The following is a 16,837-nucleotide window of genomic DNA, read 5'->3' as shown; positions in this document are numbered from 1 at the left end:
TAGACCACGCGGTTCACGCCCTTCACCTCGTTGATGATGCGGGTGGCGCAGCGGCCCAGCACGTCCCAGGGAAATTCGAAGAAGTCGGCGGTCATGCCGTCGGTGTAGGTGACGGCGCGAAGCGCCAGCACGTCCTCGTAGGTGCGCGCATCGCCCATCACGCCGACGGTCTTCACCGGCAGCAGGACGGCGAAGGCCTGCCAGATGGAGTCGTAGAGGCCGGCCTTGCGGATCTCGTCGAGGTAGATGGCGTCGGCCTGCTGCAGCACGGCGACCTTTTCGCGGGTGATCTCGCCGGGGATGCGGATGGCGAGGCCGGGGCCTGGGAACGGGTGGCGGCCGACGAAGGCGGGGGCCAGGCCGAGCTCGACGCCCAGCGCGCGGACCTCGTCCTTGAAGAGTTCGCGTAAGGGTTCGACCAGCTTCAGCTTCATGTAGTCCGGCAGGCCGCCGACGTTGTGGTGGCTCTTGATCACCGCCGAGGGGCCGCCGCGGGCCGAGACGCTTTCGATGACGTCGGGATAGAGCGTGCCCTGGGCGAGGAACTGCGCGCCCTCGACCATGGAAGCCTGGTGGTCGAAGACCTCGATGAAGACGCGGCCGATGATCTTGCGCTTGGTCTCGGGGTCGGAAACGCCGGCGAGCGCGCCGAGGAATTCCTTTGAGGCGTCAACGTGTATCAGCGGGATGTTGTAGTGATCTCTGAAGAGGGTCACGACCTGCTCGGCTTCGTTCAGTCTCAACAGGCCGGTGTCGACGAAGACGCAGGTGAGCTGTTCGCCGATGGCCTCGTGGATCAGGACGGCGGCCACCGAGGAATCGACACCGCCGGAGAGGCCGCAGATCACCCGGCCCTTGCCGACCTGGGCGCGGATCTTGGCGACCATCTCCTGGCGGAAGGAGGCCATGGTCCAGTCGCCCGAGAGACCGGCGATCCTGTGGGTGAAGTTGCGCAGCATCAGCGCGCCGCGTGGGGTGTGGGCGACTTCGGGGTGGAACTGGATGCCGTAGAAGCGGCGGCCCTCGTCGGCGATGACGGCGTAGGGCGAGCCCTCGGAGGCGGCCACCACCTCGAAGCCCAGCGGTATGGCGGTGATCTTGTCGCCGTGGCTCATCCAGACGGGCTCCTGGGCGCCCGGTTCGCCCAGGCCCTCCAGCAGGGGCGAGAGCTTTTCGATGAGGATCTCGGCGCGGCCGAACTCGCGGGCGTGGCCGCCCTCCACCGCCCCGCCCAGTTGGGCGCACATGGTCATTTCGCCGTAGCAGATGCCGAGCACCGGCACCCCGAGCTCGAAGATCTTCTGGGGCGCCGAGGGGCTTTCCGCCTCGTGCACGCTGGCCGGACCGCCGGACAGGATCACCGCCTTGGGCGCGAAGGCGTCCAGCATCGCCTCCACCTTGTCGTAGGGGTGGATCTCGCAATAGACGCCGGCCTCGCGCAGCCGGCGCGCGATCAGCTGGGTCACCTGGCTGCCGAAATCGACGATCAGGACGCGTTCATGATCGGGAGCGTGAGCGGGCGTGGACATGGGGCTCCGTTAGCGGGGTTTCTCCAGCACGGCGACGAAGAAGCCGTCGGTGCCGGCGGTAAGTGGGGACAGGCGCAAAAAACCGTCAGGGGTGAGGTATCGGGTGAGCTTGTCGTCGGCGCTGGCCGGCGTCGGGGCGAACCCCGGCGTGCGGGCCAGGAAGGCGGCGACGCGGTCCTCGTCCTCTTCCGGCAGCACCGAGCAGGTGACGTAGACCATGCGGCCGCCGGGCTTCACGTAGGTCGCGCCGGCGTCGAGGACGGCGTCCTGGTCGGCCATGCGCTTTTCCAGGGTGTCGGGCGTCAGCCGCCATTTGGTGTCGGGGTGGCGCCGCCACGAGCCCGTGCCGGAACAGGGGGCGTCGATGAAAACGACGTCCATCTTGCCTTCGAGCCCCTTGAGCGGCTCGGGGTTCACCGGCGAGCGGACCTGCAGGTTGCGGACGCCCGCCCGGTCGCCGCGGCGGATGGTGTCGGCCAGGCGCCGCGCATCGCTGTCGTAGGCGTAGATCTGGCCGGAGTTGCCCATGGCTGAGGCCAGCGCCAGCGTCTTGCCGCCGCCGCCGGCGCAGAGGTCGAGGACCTGCTTGCCCTTCACCTCGCCGGCGCAGGCCGCCGCGATCTGCGAGCCCAGGTCCTGCACCTCGAACCAGCCCTTGGAGAACTGCGGGATGGTCTCGACGGCGCCGCTGCGGGTCATGGGGTCGAGCGCGGGCATGCGGAGCGCCGTCGGCAAGAGGTCGACCGGCTCGGCGGCCAGCGACGTCAGGGCCTTCAGGGTCCGCTCGGGATCCGACTTCAGCAGATTGACCCGCAGGTCCACCGGCGCCCGCTCGGAGAGCGCCGCGCCCTCCTCGCCCCTGGCGTCGCCGAAGGCGCGCGCGAAAGACGCGTCGAGCCAATCGGGATAGTCGCCGCGCACCGGCGGTGGCGCTTCGGCGAGGTTGCGGGGCGCCGTGAGCGCCGCCCGCTCAGCGTCCGTCAGGGGGCCCGGGCCGTGGGGTTCCTCGCCGGCCGCTTCGGCGACCCGCTCCAGCGGCCAGCCCCAGACGAACGCCAGCGCGCCGAGCGCGGCGGCGCGCAGGCTGTCGTCGCCCATCCGCCAGCTGAGCGACCGGCGGCGGCGCAGAACATCGAGGACCAGGCCGGACACGAAGGCCCGGTCCTTCGACCCTGCGTAACGCGCGGACTCCCCCCAGTTTTTCAGCGCCATCCGCACAGGGCGATGCCGCTCGTCGATCTGGGTCAGGACTTCGATTGCCGCCGCGAGGCGTCCGGCGTCACGCAAGGGACCTCACTGGAAGAACGCCACGATCACCATGATCAGGCCGATCAAACTGGCGGCCCAGATCAAGGTCCGCACCATCGAAATGCCCGCAGCGTAGACCGGCACATAGAGGGCGCGGGCGGCCACGTACAGGGCCGATCCGTAGAGCGTGAGCGACCCTAGCTTGCCGGCCGCCAGGCAGGCCAGCAGGGCGGCCGCGAACAGCGGGAAGGTCTCCAGGAAATTCTTCAGCGCCCGGTCGAGCCGGCCGGCCACCGTGCCCACCGGCCGCGGATCGTCCCTGGGCCCCGAAAGCCACGCGAAATCGCGCTCACCGCCGCTGCCGGCGGCGGCGGCCCAGACGATCTGGACCAGGCCGATGATCACGGCCGCCAGCAACAGCTTCAACTCCATCGGAACAGATGCACCCATAGTCGCCTCCCCCGTTTCGCCGCCGGCTCGGGATCGGCCGGCTGGCGTTAGAGCCTGCGGCGAGCCCGGTTAGACCGGGCTCGGATAGTTGGGCGCCTCGCGGGTGATCATCACGTCGTGGACGTGGCTCTCCCGGAGGCCCGCGCCGGTGATGCGGATGAACCGGGCGCGGTTGCGGAACTCGACCAGGTTGGCGGCGCCGACATAGCCCATGGCGGCGCGCAGGCCGCCGACCATCTGGTGCAGGATCGGCGCGATGGGGCCCTTGTAGGGCACCTGCCCCTCGATCCCTTCCGGCACCAGCTTGAGCGCGTCGGTGACGTCCTTCTGGAAATAGCGGTCGGCGGAGCCGCGGGACATCGCCCCGAGCGAGCCCATGCCGCGGTAGGTCTTGTAGGAGCGGCCCTGGTAGAGGAACACCTCGCCCGGCCCCTCGTCGACCCCGGCGAACACCGAGCCCATCATGGCGACCGAGGCCCCCATGGCCAGCGCCTTGGCCAGGTCGCCGGAGTATTTGATCCCGCCGTCGGCGATGACCGGCACGTCGGTCCCCTCGGCGGCGCGCACCGCGTCGGCGATGGCGGTGAGCTGCGGCACACCGACGCCGGCGACGATGCGGGTGGTGCAGATGGAGCCCGGGCCGATGCCGACCTTCACCGCGTCGGCGCCGGCGTCGATCAGCGCGCGGGCGCCGTCGTAGGTGGCCACATTGCCGGCGACGATCTGCACGCGGTTGGTCTCGCGCTTGATGCGCCCGACCGCCTTGGCGACGTCGATGTTGTGGCCGTGGGCGGTGTCGATCACCACCACGTCGACGCCGGCGTCGACCAGCGCCATGGAGCGCTCGAAGCCGTTGTCGCCGACCGTGGACGCCGCGCCGACCAGCAGGCGGCCTTGGGCGTCCTTGGCGGCGTTGGGATGGGCCTCGGACTTCTCCATGTCCTTGACGGTGATCAGGCCGACGGCGCGGTAGTCGTCGTCGACGACGATCAGCCGCTCGATCTTGTTGCGGCGAAGCAGCTCACGGGCCTCGGCCTGGCTGACGCCTTCCTTCACCGTGATCAGGTTCTCGTGCGTCATCAGCGCCTTGGCGGGCACCTCGGCGCTGCCTTCGAAGCGCATGTCGCGGTTGGTCAGGATGCCGACCAGCTTGCCCTTGTCGTCGACCACCGGGAAGCCGGAGATCTTGCGGCGCGCCTTGATCTCGCGGACTTCGCTGAGCGGGGTGTCCGGATGGATGGTCAGCGGGTTGATGACCATGCCGCTTTCGTAGCGCTTCACCTCGCGGACCTGATCGGCCTGCTCCTCGACGGTGAAGTTGCGGTGCAGGATGCCCAAACCGCCGTTCTGGGCCATGGCGATGGCCAGCCGGCTTTCGGTGACGGTGTCCATGGCGGCGGACACCAGCGGGATGTTCAGTGCGATCTCTTTCGTGAACCGGGTCGCGACATCCACCTGGGTGGGCATCACATCGGACGGGCCGGGTTCAAGCAAAACATCGTCGAAGGTGAGCCCTTCGCGAATCTCCATGGGAGTACCTCGTTTTGCGGGTTGGCTATACGCGTCAGAGGCCGCCAGGGGCAAGGGCTGGTGGAGGGTCATGGGAGTCTCCGGGAGGATTTGTGGTGGCGCGGGCTGAGCGCGCCCGAATAGACGGCGTAGCTGTGCCAGGCTTCCTCGCGTGGCCGAGCGCCGGCGGCCTCCCGCGCACGGCGGCCGAGCGTCATGGCGAGCAGTGAGGTGAAGAGCCGGTCGGCGGCGGCCGCAACGCCTTCACGGCGGAGGCTGAAGGGCTGCTGCAAGGTGAGGGACCGCTCCATATCCGTGCATGCCGCAATTGCAGTTGCGCGGAAATCGACATATTTACCCGAACATGTTCGATAATCTCACATCAAAGGCCCTGCCCTCGCTGAATGCGCTGCGGGCCTTCGAGGCCATGGCGCGGACCGGACGCGCGACCCTGGCGGCCGAGGAGCTGAACGTTACGCACAGCGCCGTCAGCCGGCAGGTGAAGGCGCTGGAGGCCCATCTGGGCGTGCGGCTGTTCCAGGGGCCCAAGCACCGCCTGACGCTGACCCCGGCCGGCCAGGAGCTGCTGCCGGCGCTGACCGGAGCCTTCGACGGCATCGCCGCGGCGGTGCGCCGGCTGAAGAGCGATGGCGAGGACCTGCACGTGGCGGTCAATGCCAGCCTCTCGGTGAAGTGGCTGATCCCACGCCTGGGCGATTTCGCCCAGCGCCATCCGGAGATCCGCCTGCACCTGGAGGAGTTGCCGTCGCAGGCGACCTCGCACCGGGGCGCCGACGCGGTGGTGCGCATCGCGCTGGCCGCCCGACTCGCCGACCCGCTGGTCACCCCGTTCATTCAGAACTTCACCGGCCCTGTGATGACACCGGCGCTCGCCGAGCGCTTCGCCGGCGACCCGCTGTCCGCGCCACGCCTGGGCTCGCAGTCGCACCCGCAGGGCTGGGCCATCTGGGCCGCGGTGGCCGGCTTCGAGCTCGCGCCCGCCCCGGAGCAGCCCTTCGCCCACATCCACTACGCCCTCGACGCGGCGATCGCGGGCCTGGGCGTCGCCATCATGTCCTGGCCAATGGTCGCCGACGAGATCGCCGAGGGCCGGCTGGTCGCCCCGCTCGGGTTTCGGCGGGCGGAGAGCGCATTTGCGCTGCTGGCCGCGCCGGGCGCCGAAAGCCGGGCGCTGGGGGTGTTTCGGCGATGGCTGGTGGAACAGGGGGCGAAGACGCCGGAGCCGCCCACGAGCTCAAGCGTCGTGCGGGTCTTGGCCTAGCGTCGCTTCGACGTCACGACCGCCGTAGAGCACCCGAACGATCTGAACGTCATCGCCCAGCAAGCGGAAGACAATGGTCGCCCGTCGTTCGAAGCCGATTATTCTCAAGTCGCCGCCGGGCGTTTCCAGGCGAGTCCCACGGATCGGAAAGTCCGCCAACCCGAGGCAAGCCGTTTCTATTCTTTCGATATAGCGACCCGCCACCGCGCCACCGGATCGGTCAGCGATGTAGTCATGAAGCGCGAGGAGATCGCCCCGCGCCTCAGGTCTGAATCTGACCCTATTTGCGCTCGGCATCGACCGCGCGCCGAGCCGCGTTGCGAGCTCGGAGTTCGGCGAAGACCTCTTCCGCCGGGATGTCCGGGCGGGGATCGTTCAAAGACTCCTCGATCTTTGCACGCATCCAGTCATCCACCGCCGCCTCCTGGCGCTCCAACGCCCGAAGGCCGGCGCGCACGACTTCGCTGGCCGAGGCGTAGTTTCCCCGCTCGACCTGTTGATCGACGAATTGCCTGAGCGGACCAAGGGTCACCGTAACGGGTTGGCTCATGCGCGGCATGGCGAGTCTCCTTCGGCCCGCAAAGTATGACTTTGTCATACGCCCAGCAAGTCCCACCTGCCCCGCTCAACCATGTGGCCCGGCGGGCCTAACTCCTAGGCTTACAGGGCACTCCATAGCCGGGAATGAGGCTCACGCCGAAGACATGCCGTTGCTGTCGAAGCAACATCGCATCTCCGACCGCGCACCCCTTTGCGGCCAACGGGCTGAGAACTGTCGCCGTGCCATTGATGTCGACAGTCACAAGCTGCCGCTCGTACCGGCCCCAGCCATTGTAGGGAGCGATCTTGAGGATCACGCCGCGAACCGTCGTGGCCGGGCCTAGCGGAACCCACTCGACGACGCTCCACACGAGGCCGATGACCACAAGGACCGCGAGCACGGGCAACAGAGGATGAACATCGGCCCAGGTCTCTTTCGATCCAAGGCCCTCGCTCACTTCCCCTTGAACCCCGTCGCCACCAGATAGAGCTCCGAGGAGTCCGACCGGCTGGCCTTGGGTTTCAGCGTCTTCACGCTGGCGAAGTGGCGCTTCAGCGTCGCGATCACCTCGGCGGTCTCACCGCCCTGGAAGGCCTTGGCGATGAAGACGCCATTGGGCTTCAGGACCTCGATGGCGAAGTCGGCGGCGGCCTCGATCAGGCCGACGATGCGCAGGTGGTCGGTCTGGCGGTGGCCGACGGTGTTGGGGGCGATGTCCGACATCACCAGATCCGGCGCGCCGCCCAGGAGGCGGATCAGCTCCGGGCCGCAGGCGGGGTCGGTGAAATCCATCTCAAGGATCGTCGCCGGCGGCAGGGGGTCGACCGGCAAGAGGTCGACGCCGACGATCCGGGTCACGCCGCGCTCGATGGCGACCTGGGTCCAGCCGCCGGGCGCCGCGCCCAGGTCGATCACCCGCGCGCCCGGCTTCAGCAAGCGCAGCTTGTCGTCGAGTTCAGTCAGCTTGTAGGCGGCCCGGGACCGGTAGCCGTGGGCGCGGGCCTTGGCGGCGAAGGGGTCGTTGATCTGGCGGTTCAGCCAGGCCTGTTGCGAGGGCGTGCGCTTCCAGGCGGTCTTCAGCCGCTCGGGCACGACGCGGCCGGACTCGGTCCCGCCAGTGGGTGGCTTGACCATCCGCTTGCGCACAGGTTTTTCGGGCGGCGGCTTGTCGTTCATTCGGCAGCCGCCGCGGTTGGCCGGGGACCCCGGCGGCGGCGCCGGCGATGGCGGCCGCCGCGCTCGGACATCAGGGACAACAGGATGCCTTCGCGCAGGCCCCGGTCGGCGACGCGGACGCGGCTGCACGGCCACAGCTCCTGCACCGCCTGCAGGATCGCCGCGCCCGCCAGCACCAGGTCGGCGCGGTCGGGGCCGATGCAGGGCTGTAGCGCGCGCTCCTGGGCGTTCAGCACCAGCAGGCGCCCGGCGGCGGCGTCGCAGTCGTCGCGGGTCATCCAGATGCCGTCGACCTGGTTGCGGTCATAGCGCGGCAGGTTGAGGTGCAGGCCGGCCAGGCTGGTGATGGCGCCGGAGGTGCCGATCAGGTGGGCGCGGTCGGCGTCGAACACCTCGCGCAGGCCGTCGGCGCGGCGGAAGGCGGCGATCTCGGTCTTGACCGTCTCGACCATGGCGCGGAACCAGGGGTCGGTCGCCGTCTCGCCCTCCGGGAAGCGTTCGGCCAGCGTCACCACGCCGATCGGGATCGACAGCCAGGCGCGCAGCGGCGGCATGCCGGTGGGCGGCGCGCCCTTCAGGTCGACCCAGGAAAGTTCCGTCGAGCCGCCGCCGACGTCCACCACCAGGGCCGCGTCGGCGGTCCGGTCGATCAGGTTCAGGCAGCCGGCGACCGACAGCCTGGCCTCCTCCTGCGGCGGGATGATCTGCAGGCGCAGGCCGGTTTCGGCGAACACCGCGTCGAGGAATTCCTGGCCGTTCTCGGCCATGCGGCAGGCCTGCGTCGCGATGGCGCGCAGGCGCGCGACGCGGCGGCGGCGCAGCTTCTCGGCGCTGACCTTCAGCGCCGCCATGGCGCGGTCCATGGCCTCTTCCGAGAGGCGGCCAGACGCGGCCAGGCCCTCGCCCAGGCGCACGATCCGCGAATAGGCCTCGATCACCCGGAAGCCGCCCGGCCCCTGGGGCGTGGCGATCAGCAGGCGGCAATTGTTGGTGCCCAGGTCCAGCGCGCCGTAGCACGGCGGCTCTCCTACAGGTCTCTCCCGGCCGCTTGTGGCGGCTGCGGGCGCGCGCGGCGCCTCGGTCATGGACTGCTACCCGTCCTTCGCAGGCGCAGGCCGAACGCGGCGCGCCTCACTTGGGCCCGAGCTTAGCAAGCCCACTCGCCTCTCGGAAGGCTTGGCCCCGAAGAAGTGTGGGCCTTGAACGGAAGGTATTGAACGCTACGTTCACCTCCCGGTTAGGAGAAAGGGGGTAGATTCGGACCATGGATATGCACAGCGCCAAATTCGCGATCGGCCAGGTTGTGCGTCACCGGATCTATCCGTTCCGCGGCGTGATCTTCGACGTCGACCCCACTTTCTCGAACACCGAGGAATACTGGCTGTCGATTCCGGAGAACATCCGGCCGCACAAGGACCAGCCGTTCTACCATCTGCTCGCCGAGAACGACGAGAGCTCCTACGTGGCCTATGTCTCCGAGCAGAACCTGGTGCCGGACGACACCGGCCAGCCGATCGGCCACCCGCAGGCCTCGATGCTGTTCGAGTCGTTCCGCGAGGGGCAGTACAAGCTGCGGCCGCGGATTTCGCACTAGGCCCTAAGGCGGCGGCTCGACCGAGGGGTCGATCTTCTTGGCCTGGGCCTTGTCGGCCTCGCCGCCGGGTCCATCGCCGAGCGCGATGCGGATCTCGCCCCGCGCCTCCAACGAAATCGCGTTCCTCGGATCGGCCTTCAGGGCCGCATCGTAGAACTCGCGGGCCAGCAACAGGTCGCCGAGCTGGCGGTAGGCGTCGCCCTTGGCGGCCAGCGTCATCGGGTCGCCCGGCGTCAGCCGCAGCACCGAATTGAAGTCGCGCAGCGCCCGGTCGTACTTGTTGAGCTGCTTCCAGGCCATGCCGCGGTTGAACAGGATCACGTCGTCGTTCGGATTGGCGCTGAGCGCCTTGTCGAAGTCGGCGATCGCCAGTTCGGGTTTCAGGGTCGCCAGGTAGAAGTCGCCGCGGGCGTTCAGAGCGCCGCTGTCGGTGGGCTTGATGGCCAGGGCGGCGTTGAAGTCGGCGAGCGCGGCGCCGGCCTTCTTGCCCTTGCCCTCGGCGACCCAGCTGTGGCCGCGCGCAGTCAGGGCGTCGACGTCGCGCGGGTTTTGCGAGAGCGCGCGGTCGAAGTCCTTGCGGCCCTCGTCGAAGCGGCCCTGGCGCACCAGCAGCCGGCCGTGGTCGACGAGCGCGCGGTGCGTGTCGCCGGGCCCGCGCAGGCCGCGCTCGTACTCCGCCATGGCCCCCGCCGCGTCGCCGAGCGCCTCAAGCGTCTCGCCGAGCGCGGCGTGGACGTCCGGCTGGTTCGGGTTGGCCTGCAGCTGGGCGCGGTAGGCCTGGGCGGCGCGGGTCAGCTCGTCGCGGGTCTCGGCGTGCGCGGCGCCGGCGAGGGCCATGAGCGCGAGGACGGCGGCGACGGCGCGCGAGGGCCGGCTCATTTGGCCCCCGTGGACTTGTATTCGTCGCTGGTCATCGCGGTGCGCACGGTCTCCTGCGCCAGCGCCTTGGGCGAACTGACCGGGGCCAGCGGGCCCCAGCCGGACCAGTCGCGGGCGAAGGCGGCGCGGACCGTGGCGGGCCGGGTGTCCTCCATCAGGATGTCGAAGGCGCGCAGGCCCTCGCGGGGCGTCAGCCGGGCCAGGTTGTCCAGGCCTCGGGTCAGGATCTCGGCGGCCTGGTCGCGGGAGTCGTGGCTGGTGGAGGCGATGGCCCCGCGCACCGAGGCGCGGACCTGCTCCAGGCCGGCGTCGGTCTCCTCCTCGGTCGGCCCCTCGGCGGCGAAGCGGCGAATCTCGGCCTCGATCATGCCCACCGCGCGGACCTCCTGGCCCGGCTGCGGGATGACGCCGAAGCAGGTCTTGAGCGAATCCGGCCGCACCTCGTCGTTCAGGGTCGCCTCGATGAAGGGCGCGTCCTTGCGGGATTTGAGCGTGTTGATCCGCGCCTGCAGGATCGCTTCCCAGAGGCCGCGCAGCAGCAGCGCGTGCAGCCGCTGGTCCGGCGCGGCGCTGACGTCGTCGGGGGCGGCGACACGGCAGATGCCGGCGATGGCCGGCAGGCTCGCCTCGGTCAGCACCAGGGCCTCCGCAGAGCGGCTCGAGGTCGGCGGCGTGCGGGGCGCGCGGACGCCGGCCGGGCCGCGCGGCGCCCAGTCGCCGAAGGTCGCCTTGACCTTCTGCTCCAGCACATCGATCGGCAGGTCGCCGACCATCACCACGACGGCGTTATCGGGCCGGTACCAGCGGTCGTAGAAGCTCTGCAGCCGGGCCGGCGTGAGCGCGGCCAGGCTCTCGGGCGTGCCGATCGGCAGGCGCGCGGCGGAGCGCAGGTCGCCGTCCTCGAAGGCGTCCATCTTGGCCCTAAGCGCCCGCAGGGTGTCGGCGGCCCGGCCCCGGCGCTCGCTCTCCATGGCGGCGCGTTCGCGAGCCACGGCGGCGTCGGCGAAGGCGAGGCCCTCAGCCACATCGCTCAGCCATTTGGTGGCGATTGAAAGCTCGCTGGCGTCGGTGCTGGGGAGGTCCAGCTGATAGATCGTCGCCTTCAGGTCGCTGGTGGCGGTGCGGTCGCGGGCCCAGGCCACGTGCAGCGGCGCGAAGATCAGGTCGAGCTGGTGCTCCGGGAACGAGCGGGCGCCGTCGAAGGCCAGGTGCTCGATCATGTGCGCGGCGCCGCGCTCGTCGTCGGCCTCGTCGAAGCTGCCGACCCCGATGCCCAGGCGCAGCGCCACCCCGCCCTTCGGCAGCGCGTTGTGCTGCACCGCGTAGCGCAGGCCGTTGGGGAGCACGCCGTAGCGGATCGACGGGTCCCAGCGCAGCAGGTTCGGATCGGCGGCCAGGCCGACCGCGGCCGGCTGGGCGTAGGCGGCGCCGGCAAGGCTGAACGCCACGGCGATCGCCGCCGGAAAATGTCTTCGTCTAAGCAACAAGGGCCCTCGTCCGCCGAGCCTTAGTCTGGAAGGTCCGACAGTGGCAATTGCGAGGCGCGGCCGGGCCGGCATGTGGGCGAATTATGCGCGACCGCGTCCCTGCGGAGACGATCCTTCCGCCGACCCCGGCTTTCGCGGCGAACTCAGAACGGAACTTCCCCGCGAAGGCGGCCATTCTCCCGCTCATGAGCGCCGACGGCTTTACGAGCGGCCCGCCCGCGGGGGCGAGAGCCGACTGGACGATCGACCAGGACTGGGCTGGCTATAGCGAGGCCGAGCACCAGGTCTGGATCACCCTCTATGAGCGCCAGGCCGCCCTGCTGGAGGGCCGCGCCTGCGCGCCGTTCCTCAGGGGTCTGGAGGCGCTGGACCTGCACCGCTCCGGCATCCCCGATTTCGCGCGGATCAACGCCGAGCTGAACCGGCTGACCGGCTGGAGCGTCGTCGCCGTGCCGGGCCTGGTTCCCGACGAGGTGTTCTTCGACCACCTGGCCAACCGCCGCTTCCCGGCCGGGCGCTTCATCCGCAAGCCGCAGGAGCTCGACTACCTGCAGGAGCCGGACATCTTCCACGACGTGTTCGGCCACGTGCCGATGCTGACCGACCCGGTGTTCGCCGACTACATGGCGGCCTACGGGCGCGGCGGCCTGCGGGCGATGCAGCGCGGCCAGCTCGCGAACCTGGCGCGGCTCTATTGGTACACGGTCGAGTTCGGCCTGTTGCAGACCCCGCAAGGCGTGCGGATCTACGGCGCGGGCATCGTGTCGAGCCGGGCGGAGTCGATCTTCGCGCTCGACGATCCCTCGCCCAATCGCCTCGCCTTCGACCTGGAGCGGGTGATGCGCACGCCCTATCGGATCGACGACTTCCAGCAGGTCTATTTCGTGATCCCGTCCCTGCAGGCCCTGCTCGACGCCACCCTGCAGGACTTCGCCCCGATCTATGAACGGCTGGAAGGCGCGCGCGACGTGCCGATCGCCGAGATCCTGCCGAGCGATGGGGTGATCACCCGGGGCACCCAGGCCTACGCCAGCGCCAAGGCCGCTCAGTAGTCCTTGCGCCAGCGGACGGCGAGGCGTCCGTCGCCCTGGCCGCCGATCCGACTGAGAATGGAGAGGCTCTTCTTCACCCGCCATTCCACCTGCGCGGCGCCGCCGTCGCGACCGCCGCCGGTCAGTTCCAGATAGACGTCGTTGGTCAGGTACTTGCCGCCGGAGATGCTGGCCGCGCCGGAAACGGCGTCGCCGCCGCCGAGCGCCAGCCGGTCGAGGCCGGCGAAGGTTCTAAGGTTGCCGATCACGTCGAGCCCGCCGCCGCCGGCCAGCGAGGAGAGGGCCGAGGCAAGCTGGGCGGCCTCCAGCGGCGAGAGCTGCGAGGCGGTGCGCCCGAACAGCACCTGGCTCAGCACCTCGTCGTTGGGGAGGCTGGGCGTCGAGGTCAGGGTGATCTGCGGCTTGGCGGCGGTGCCGCGGATGCGCACCGAGGCGGTGAGCGTCGGGTCGTCGCGGGTGGCGGTGAGGTCGAGGCGCACCTGCTCGGCCTTGGTGGACAGATAGACCACGCTGGCGGAGTCGAACTCGAACCGCTTGCCGGCGAAATCGTAGTCGCCGCGCACCACCCGCGCCGTGCCGGTGAGGTCCGGATGCGCCGTCGTGCCGGTGACCCGCGCGTCCAGCGACAGCTCGGTGTCGAGGCCGTGGCCTTTCAGGAACACGCCGCGCGGGGCCTTCAGCGTCACGTCGAGCGCCCAGCCGCCGCCCACGCTAGGCGGCGGCAGCGAGGCGGGCAGGTCGAGCGGGCGGTTCTTCTCCACGACGTCCATCGCCACCACGCCCGACGGCGTCGGCAGGCGGGCGGCCACGTCGGCGCGGTCGAGCCGCAGCGCGCCGGAGAGCCGCACCTTGCCGTCGGCGGTACGGTCGATGGTCGCCTGGCCGGTCGCCGACGCGGTGGCCAGGTCGTTGTCGATCAGCCGGAAGCCCTTGAGGTCCAGGCGGAAGCTGGAACTGCCCTCCCGCGCCAGGCTGATGCGGCCGGTTCCGCTCACCGAGCCGCCATGGCCGTCGACGCCATTGGCCTCGGAAACGTTCACCGCCTCCTGGGCGAAATCGGCCTTGAGCGCCACATTGCGGAGCGAGAGCCCCGTCGCCCCGTCGTCGAAACGGCCGCCCTGCACCGCGATCTGGCCGGCGGCGTTGGGCCTGTCCAGGCTGCCGCCGAGCGTGCCCTGCGCCGTCACCTGGCCGGCCAGGCTGCGCTCGCCGCCGATCAGCAGGTCCCACAGCGGCCGGACCTCGCCGGACGCGGCGAATGTCCCACGCATGGCCTTCTGGCGGGCGATGGCGATGCGGAAGGGCGCGGCCGAGCTCTCGGCGGGCAGGACCACGCTGGCGTTGGCCTTGAGCCCCTGGGCGTTGGCGGCAGTGAGGTCGAGCGTCAGCGCGCCGTCGCCGAGCCGGCCGCGCACGGTCCCGTCGATGCCGGAGGCGGCCGGCGCGCCGCGTCCGCGCGCGCCGCTGAGTTTCGCCTCCAGGATCCCGTCGAGCCGCGCGCCCGCGCCCCGCAGGCTGAGCGTGGCGTCGGTCTTGCCGGTCAGGTCCTCGTCCAGCAGGCCCAGCGTCAGGCCGGTGAGCTGGGCGCGGATGTCGGTCCCGGCGTCGGAGAGCCGGCCGTCGAGGTCGACGCGCCCGCCGTCAGAGGCCGCGAGCTTCAGGCGCGCGCTCTGCTCGGGCCCGCCGAAGCGGATCTGGGCGGTCTCGAGAGTGCGCAGTTCGCGGCCGCCCAGCCGGCCCTGCCCGTCGAAGCTCGCCGCATAGCCGGGCCTGGCTTCGGCGAAGCTCCCGCGCCCGTTGAAGCCCCAGGCGCCGCCGTCGGAAACGCCGGTCGCCTGGGCCGCGTAGGGCAGCCGCGCCATGGGCCCCTCGGCGGTCAGCTTGCCGGCGCGGACGGTGAAGGCCGCGCCGAGCGGCCGCGCGTTCTCGGCGGTCAGGTTGAGCGCGGCGCGCGGGCCGCCCGCCGCCTCGGCGAGGCGCACGGTCCCGGCGACCTTGCCGCCGTCCAGGAAGGCGCCACGGGTGACGGCGAGCTGCAGGTCGGCGGCCGAGGGCGAATTGCGGCGCAGCGACAGTGATCCGGACGCCTGGACGCCGCCCGCGTCCAGCGACAGGGCGGTCAGGTCGATCCCGCCCTCAGGGAAGCGGAAGTCCGAGCGCGCCCGGGCCGGGCCATAGGCGCTGGTCGCGGTGAGCGCGAAGGCGCCGCTTGAGCCGTCCGGCTTGCGGGCGAAGCTCAGCGTCAGGTGCGCGTCCTTGAGCGGCAGGCGCGGCACGTCGATGGCGGCCAGGTCGGCGGTCAGGTCGGCGCGGGGTGCGCTGAGCGCGCCGGCGATGGCGCCGGAGCCCTTGGCCTTGCCGGCGATCTCGATGGGGCCGGCCTGGAACGGCCCCTCGGCGCTCCAGTCGACCTTGAAGGCGAGGCCGCCGTCGGGGGCCAGCGCGCCCGCCGTCGTGGCGTTGAGCGCCGCGCCGTTGAGGCTGGCCTGCGCGACGGTCAGGCGGCGGGCCAGCAGGCTCGCCTGGGCCTTCAGCTGCGGCTTGGGCCCCAGCAGGCGATCGAGTTCCGGATAGCCGGTGGCGAAACGGTCGCCGCGGGCGTCGAGGCTGAAGGTCCAGGGCTGGCCAGCCCTGCCCTGCCCCGCCGACCAGTCCGCCTGAGCCGACCCCGTTGCGCCCGTGTGGGCCTGGGCCAGGTTGGAGATGGCCGCCTTGCCCTTGAAGGTCAGGCCGCCCAGCAGGCCGCGCCCGCCGGTGGCGTCGAGCTTCAACCCCGCGCCGGCGACCTGCAGTTCGCGCATCAAGAGGCGGCCATCGGCGAGCCGGCTCCCATCGAAGCTCGCCCGCGGCGACGCGCCCAGCAGGGCCGCCACATAGCCGCCGCCCCGGCCGCCGGCCCCGGTGAGCCTCGTCTTGATGTCCCACTGACCGGCGGCCTCGGCGATTTCCAGCGGGCCGGACGCCTGGGCGAGCGCGTAGTCGCCGACGCCCGCCTTCGACACCGCCGCCGAGCCCGCAAACCGCCAGCCTGCCTTGGCCTGGGTGATCCGGCCCTCGATCCGCGCCGGCCCCATCTGCGGACCGCCCGTGATGCGCGACAGCGCCGCGGTCTCCGCCGTGACGCTCAGCCCCTGCGGGCCCAGCGTGCGCCGGCCGAGGTCGCCGAAGCCCACCGCCCGCAGCGTCAGGTTCTCCGAGGCTGCGCGGCCGTCCAGGGCGAAGAGGTCCGGCCCCGCGCGCCGCCCGGCCAGCACGAAGCTCGCCCGCGGCCCGAAGCGCTGGGCGTAGGGCGCGGTCAGCGCGGACGCGGTGAGCAGGACCGCGCCATGGGCGTCGCCGCCGTCCTTGCTCCAGGCGCCCTCAAGTCGCAGCGGCTGGACCGCGCCGGAGTTGGCGAAGGCGGTGAATTGGCCGGCCGACAGCTTGCCGCCCGCGGTCACCTCCACCAGGAACGGCTGTTTCGCCGACAGGCCGATGGCGCCGGCGAGCGCGCCGCCCTGCGCCTCCTCGCCGTCGATGCGCAGCATCAGGGGCCGGGCCTTCGCCAGGTCGTAGTCGACGTTCAGATAGTCGCCGGGATGCAGCACGCTGGCGACGCGCGCCTGGCCGCGCATGTCGTTGTTGCGCTCGACGTCGAGGTTCAAGCCAACATCGTAGACGCCGCGCTCATAGCTGAAGGCCGGGGCCAGCTCGACGCGGGCGTTGGCGCGGTCGATGTGGAAGGAGAGCGGAAGACCGGTGTCCTCGCCCTTCTTGGTGAGCGTCGGGCGGCGCAGCACTTTCAGCGCCTGAACATCGATGCGGCTGGCATGGAAATTCCGCCGCAGGAGTTGCAGGTAAGTCCATGTCATATGGACGTTATCCGCCTCCAGCCAGACGCCGTTCTCGTCGCGCACGGTGAGGCGGCGCACCGAGACGTCGCGCCAGATGTCGCCGCTCAGCCCCTCGATCTTCAGCCGCCCGAAACGGCCGACCTTCAGCCCGTCGGCGCCGGCCTCGATCAAGAGCCGCGTCTGCGGCAGCAGCACCCCGAACCGCGCGCCGGCCAGGAACAGGCCGACCAGCGCGACCGCGATCAAGGCCCCTATTC

The 16,837-nt window shown here is 70.8% G+C and carries 14 protein-coding genes; 3 read left to right on the top strand and 11 right to left on the bottom strand.

Annotated elements, in window-relative coordinates; translation table 11 throughout:
- The 4 genes from guaA to guaB form a co-directional block, all read right to left on the bottom strand.
- Positions 1-1,529: glutamine-hydrolyzing GMP synthase (gene guaA / locus VKQ35_RS14150; RefSeq protein ID WP_324362676.1), on the bottom strand; the 1,529-nt coding region annotated here is incomplete at its 3' end.
- 9 nt (positions 1,530-1,538) lie between these two features.
- On the bottom strand, positions 1,539-2,816 hold the full coding sequence (locus VKQ35_RS14145; RefSeq protein WP_324362675.1) for an RsmB/NOP family class I SAM-dependent RNA methyltransferase: 1,278 nt from the start codon (positions 2,814-2,816) through the stop codon (positions 1,539-1,541).
- Positions 2,817-2,822: 6 nt separating this feature from the next.
- Positions 2,823-3,227, bottom strand: coding sequence for an MAPEG family protein (locus VKQ35_RS14140; RefSeq protein WP_324362673.1), 405 nt, complete (start codon positions 3,225-3,227; stop codon positions 2,823-2,825).
- A gap of 69 nt (positions 3,228-3,296) precedes the next feature.
- Positions 3,297-4,757 carry an IMP dehydrogenase gene (gene guaB / locus VKQ35_RS14135; RefSeq protein ID WP_324362671.1) on the bottom strand — a complete coding sequence of 487 codons (1,461 nt, stop codon included), beginning with the start codon at positions 4,755-4,757 and terminating at the stop codon, positions 3,297-3,299.
- 343 nt (positions 4,758-5,100) lie between these two features.
- Between guaB and VKQ35_RS14130 the strand changes: the two genes are divergently transcribed.
- Positions 5,101-6,018, top strand: a complete 918-nt coding sequence (locus tag VKQ35_RS14130) for a LysR family transcriptional regulator (protein ID WP_324362669.1) — start codon at positions 5,101-5,103, stop codon at positions 6,016-6,018.
- On the opposite strand, the gene VKQ35_RS22060 is transcribed toward VKQ35_RS14130, so the two are convergent.
- The 4 genes from VKQ35_RS22060 to VKQ35_RS14115 form a co-directional block, all read right to left on the bottom strand.
- Positions 5,992-6,315: a type II toxin-antitoxin system RelE/ParE family toxin gene (locus VKQ35_RS22060; RefSeq protein ID WP_414692346.1), complete on the bottom strand. Its 324-nt coding sequence runs from the start codon at positions 6,313-6,315 to the stop codon at positions 5,992-5,994. The two genes, VKQ35_RS14130 and VKQ35_RS22060, sit on opposite strands and share 27 nt — an antisense overlap.
- On the bottom strand, positions 6,299-6,577 hold the full coding sequence (locus tag VKQ35_RS14125; protein WP_324362668.1) for a type II toxin-antitoxin system ParD family antitoxin: 279 nt from the start codon (positions 6,575-6,577) through the stop codon (positions 6,299-6,301). Before VKQ35_RS14125 ends, VKQ35_RS22060 begins: the two co-directional genes overlap by 17 nt.
- Before the next feature lie 435 nt (positions 6,578-7,012).
- Positions 7,013-7,735, bottom strand: coding sequence for an RlmE family RNA methyltransferase (locus VKQ35_RS14120; RefSeq protein ID WP_324362666.1), 723 nt, complete (start codon positions 7,733-7,735; stop codon positions 7,013-7,015).
- Positions 7,732-8,820 (bottom strand): Ppx/GppA phosphatase family protein, encoded by a 1,089-nt coding sequence (locus VKQ35_RS14115; protein ID WP_324362664.1) that lies wholly within the window; start codon positions 8,818-8,820, stop codon positions 7,732-7,734. The genes VKQ35_RS14120 and VKQ35_RS14115 overlap by 4 nt, the downstream gene beginning before the upstream one ends.
- A 179-nt stretch (positions 8,821-8,999) precedes the next feature.
- Between VKQ35_RS14115 and hspQ the strand changes: the two genes are divergently transcribed.
- Complete coding sequence (gene hspQ / locus VKQ35_RS14110) at positions 9,000-9,329, top strand: heat shock protein HspQ (RefSeq protein ID WP_324362661.1); 330 nt, start codon at positions 9,000-9,002, stop codon at positions 9,327-9,329.
- Between the two features lie 3 nt (positions 9,330-9,332).
- On the opposite strand, the gene VKQ35_RS14105 is transcribed toward hspQ, so the two are convergent.
- Entirely contained in the window at positions 9,333-10,208 is an 876-nt protein-coding gene (locus VKQ35_RS14105) for a tetratricopeptide repeat protein (RefSeq protein WP_324362659.1), read from the bottom strand.
- Positions 10,205-11,656 (bottom strand): pitrilysin family protein, encoded by a 1,452-nt coding sequence (locus VKQ35_RS14100; protein WP_324362657.1) that lies wholly within the window; start codon positions 11,654-11,656, stop codon positions 10,205-10,207. The genes VKQ35_RS14105 and VKQ35_RS14100 overlap by 4 nt, the downstream gene beginning before the upstream one ends.
- Positions 11,657-11,880: 224 nt before the next feature.
- Between VKQ35_RS14100 and phhA the strand changes: the two genes are divergently transcribed.
- Positions 11,881-12,747, top strand: coding sequence for a phenylalanine 4-monooxygenase (gene phhA / locus VKQ35_RS14095; RefSeq protein WP_324362655.1), 867 nt, complete (start codon positions 11,881-11,883; stop codon positions 12,745-12,747).
- On the opposite strand, the gene VKQ35_RS14090 is transcribed toward phhA, so the two are convergent.
- Complete coding sequence (locus tag VKQ35_RS14090) at positions 12,741-16,826, bottom strand: translocation/assembly module TamB domain-containing protein (RefSeq protein WP_324362653.1); 4,086 nt, start codon at positions 16,824-16,826, stop codon at positions 12,741-12,743. The two genes, phhA and VKQ35_RS14090, sit on opposite strands and share 7 nt — an antisense overlap.
- Between the last annotated feature and the right edge of the window lie 11 nt (positions 16,827-16,837).

The sequence above is a fragment of the Phenylobacterium sp. genome, assembly GCF_035309685.1.
Taxonomy (GTDB): Bacteria; Pseudomonadota; Alphaproteobacteria; order Caulobacterales; family Caulobacteraceae; genus Phenylobacterium.
This window is presented reverse-complemented; position numbering and strand designations above follow the sequence as displayed.

What these genes read in the sequence shown, in the direction of transcription:
- VKQ35_RS14140 (WP_324362673.1), bottom strand. Translation starts at nt 3,227, where the DNA reads ATGGGTGCATCTGTTCCGATGGAGTTGAAGCTGTTGCTGGCGGCCGTG.
- guaB (WP_324362671.1), bottom strand. Translation starts at nt 4,757, where the DNA reads ATGGAGATTCGCGAAGGGCTCACCTTCGACGATGTTTTGCTTGAACCC.
- VKQ35_RS14130 (WP_324362669.1), top strand. Translation starts at nt 5,101, where the DNA reads ATGTTCGATAATCTCACATCAAAGGCCCTGCCCTCGCTGAATGCGCTG.
- VKQ35_RS22060 (WP_414692346.1), bottom strand. Translation starts at nt 6,315, where the DNA reads ATGCCGAGCGCAAATAGGGTCAGATTCAGACCTGAGGCGCGGGGCGAT.
- VKQ35_RS14125 (WP_324362668.1), bottom strand. Translation starts at nt 6,577, where the DNA reads ATGCCGCGCATGAGCCAACCCGTTACGGTGACCCTTGGTCCGCTCAGG.
- VKQ35_RS14120 (WP_324362666.1), bottom strand. Translation starts at nt 7,735, where the DNA reads ATGAACGACAAGCCGCCGCCCGAAAAACCTGTGCGCAAGCGGATGGTC.
- VKQ35_RS14115 (WP_324362664.1), bottom strand. Translation starts at nt 8,820, where the DNA reads ATGACCGAGGCGCCGCGCGCGCCCGCAGCCGCCACAAGCGGCCGGGAG.
- hspQ (WP_324362661.1), top strand. Translation starts at nt 9,000, where the DNA reads ATGGATATGCACAGCGCCAAATTCGCGATCGGCCAGGTTGTGCGTCAC.
- VKQ35_RS14105 (WP_324362659.1), bottom strand. Translation starts at nt 10,208, where the DNA reads ATGAGCCGGCCCTCGCGCGCCGTCGCCGCCGTCCTCGCGCTCATGGCC.
- phhA (WP_324362655.1), top strand. Translation starts at nt 11,881, where the DNA reads ATGAGCGCCGACGGCTTTACGAGCGGCCCGCCCGCGGGGGCGAGAGCC.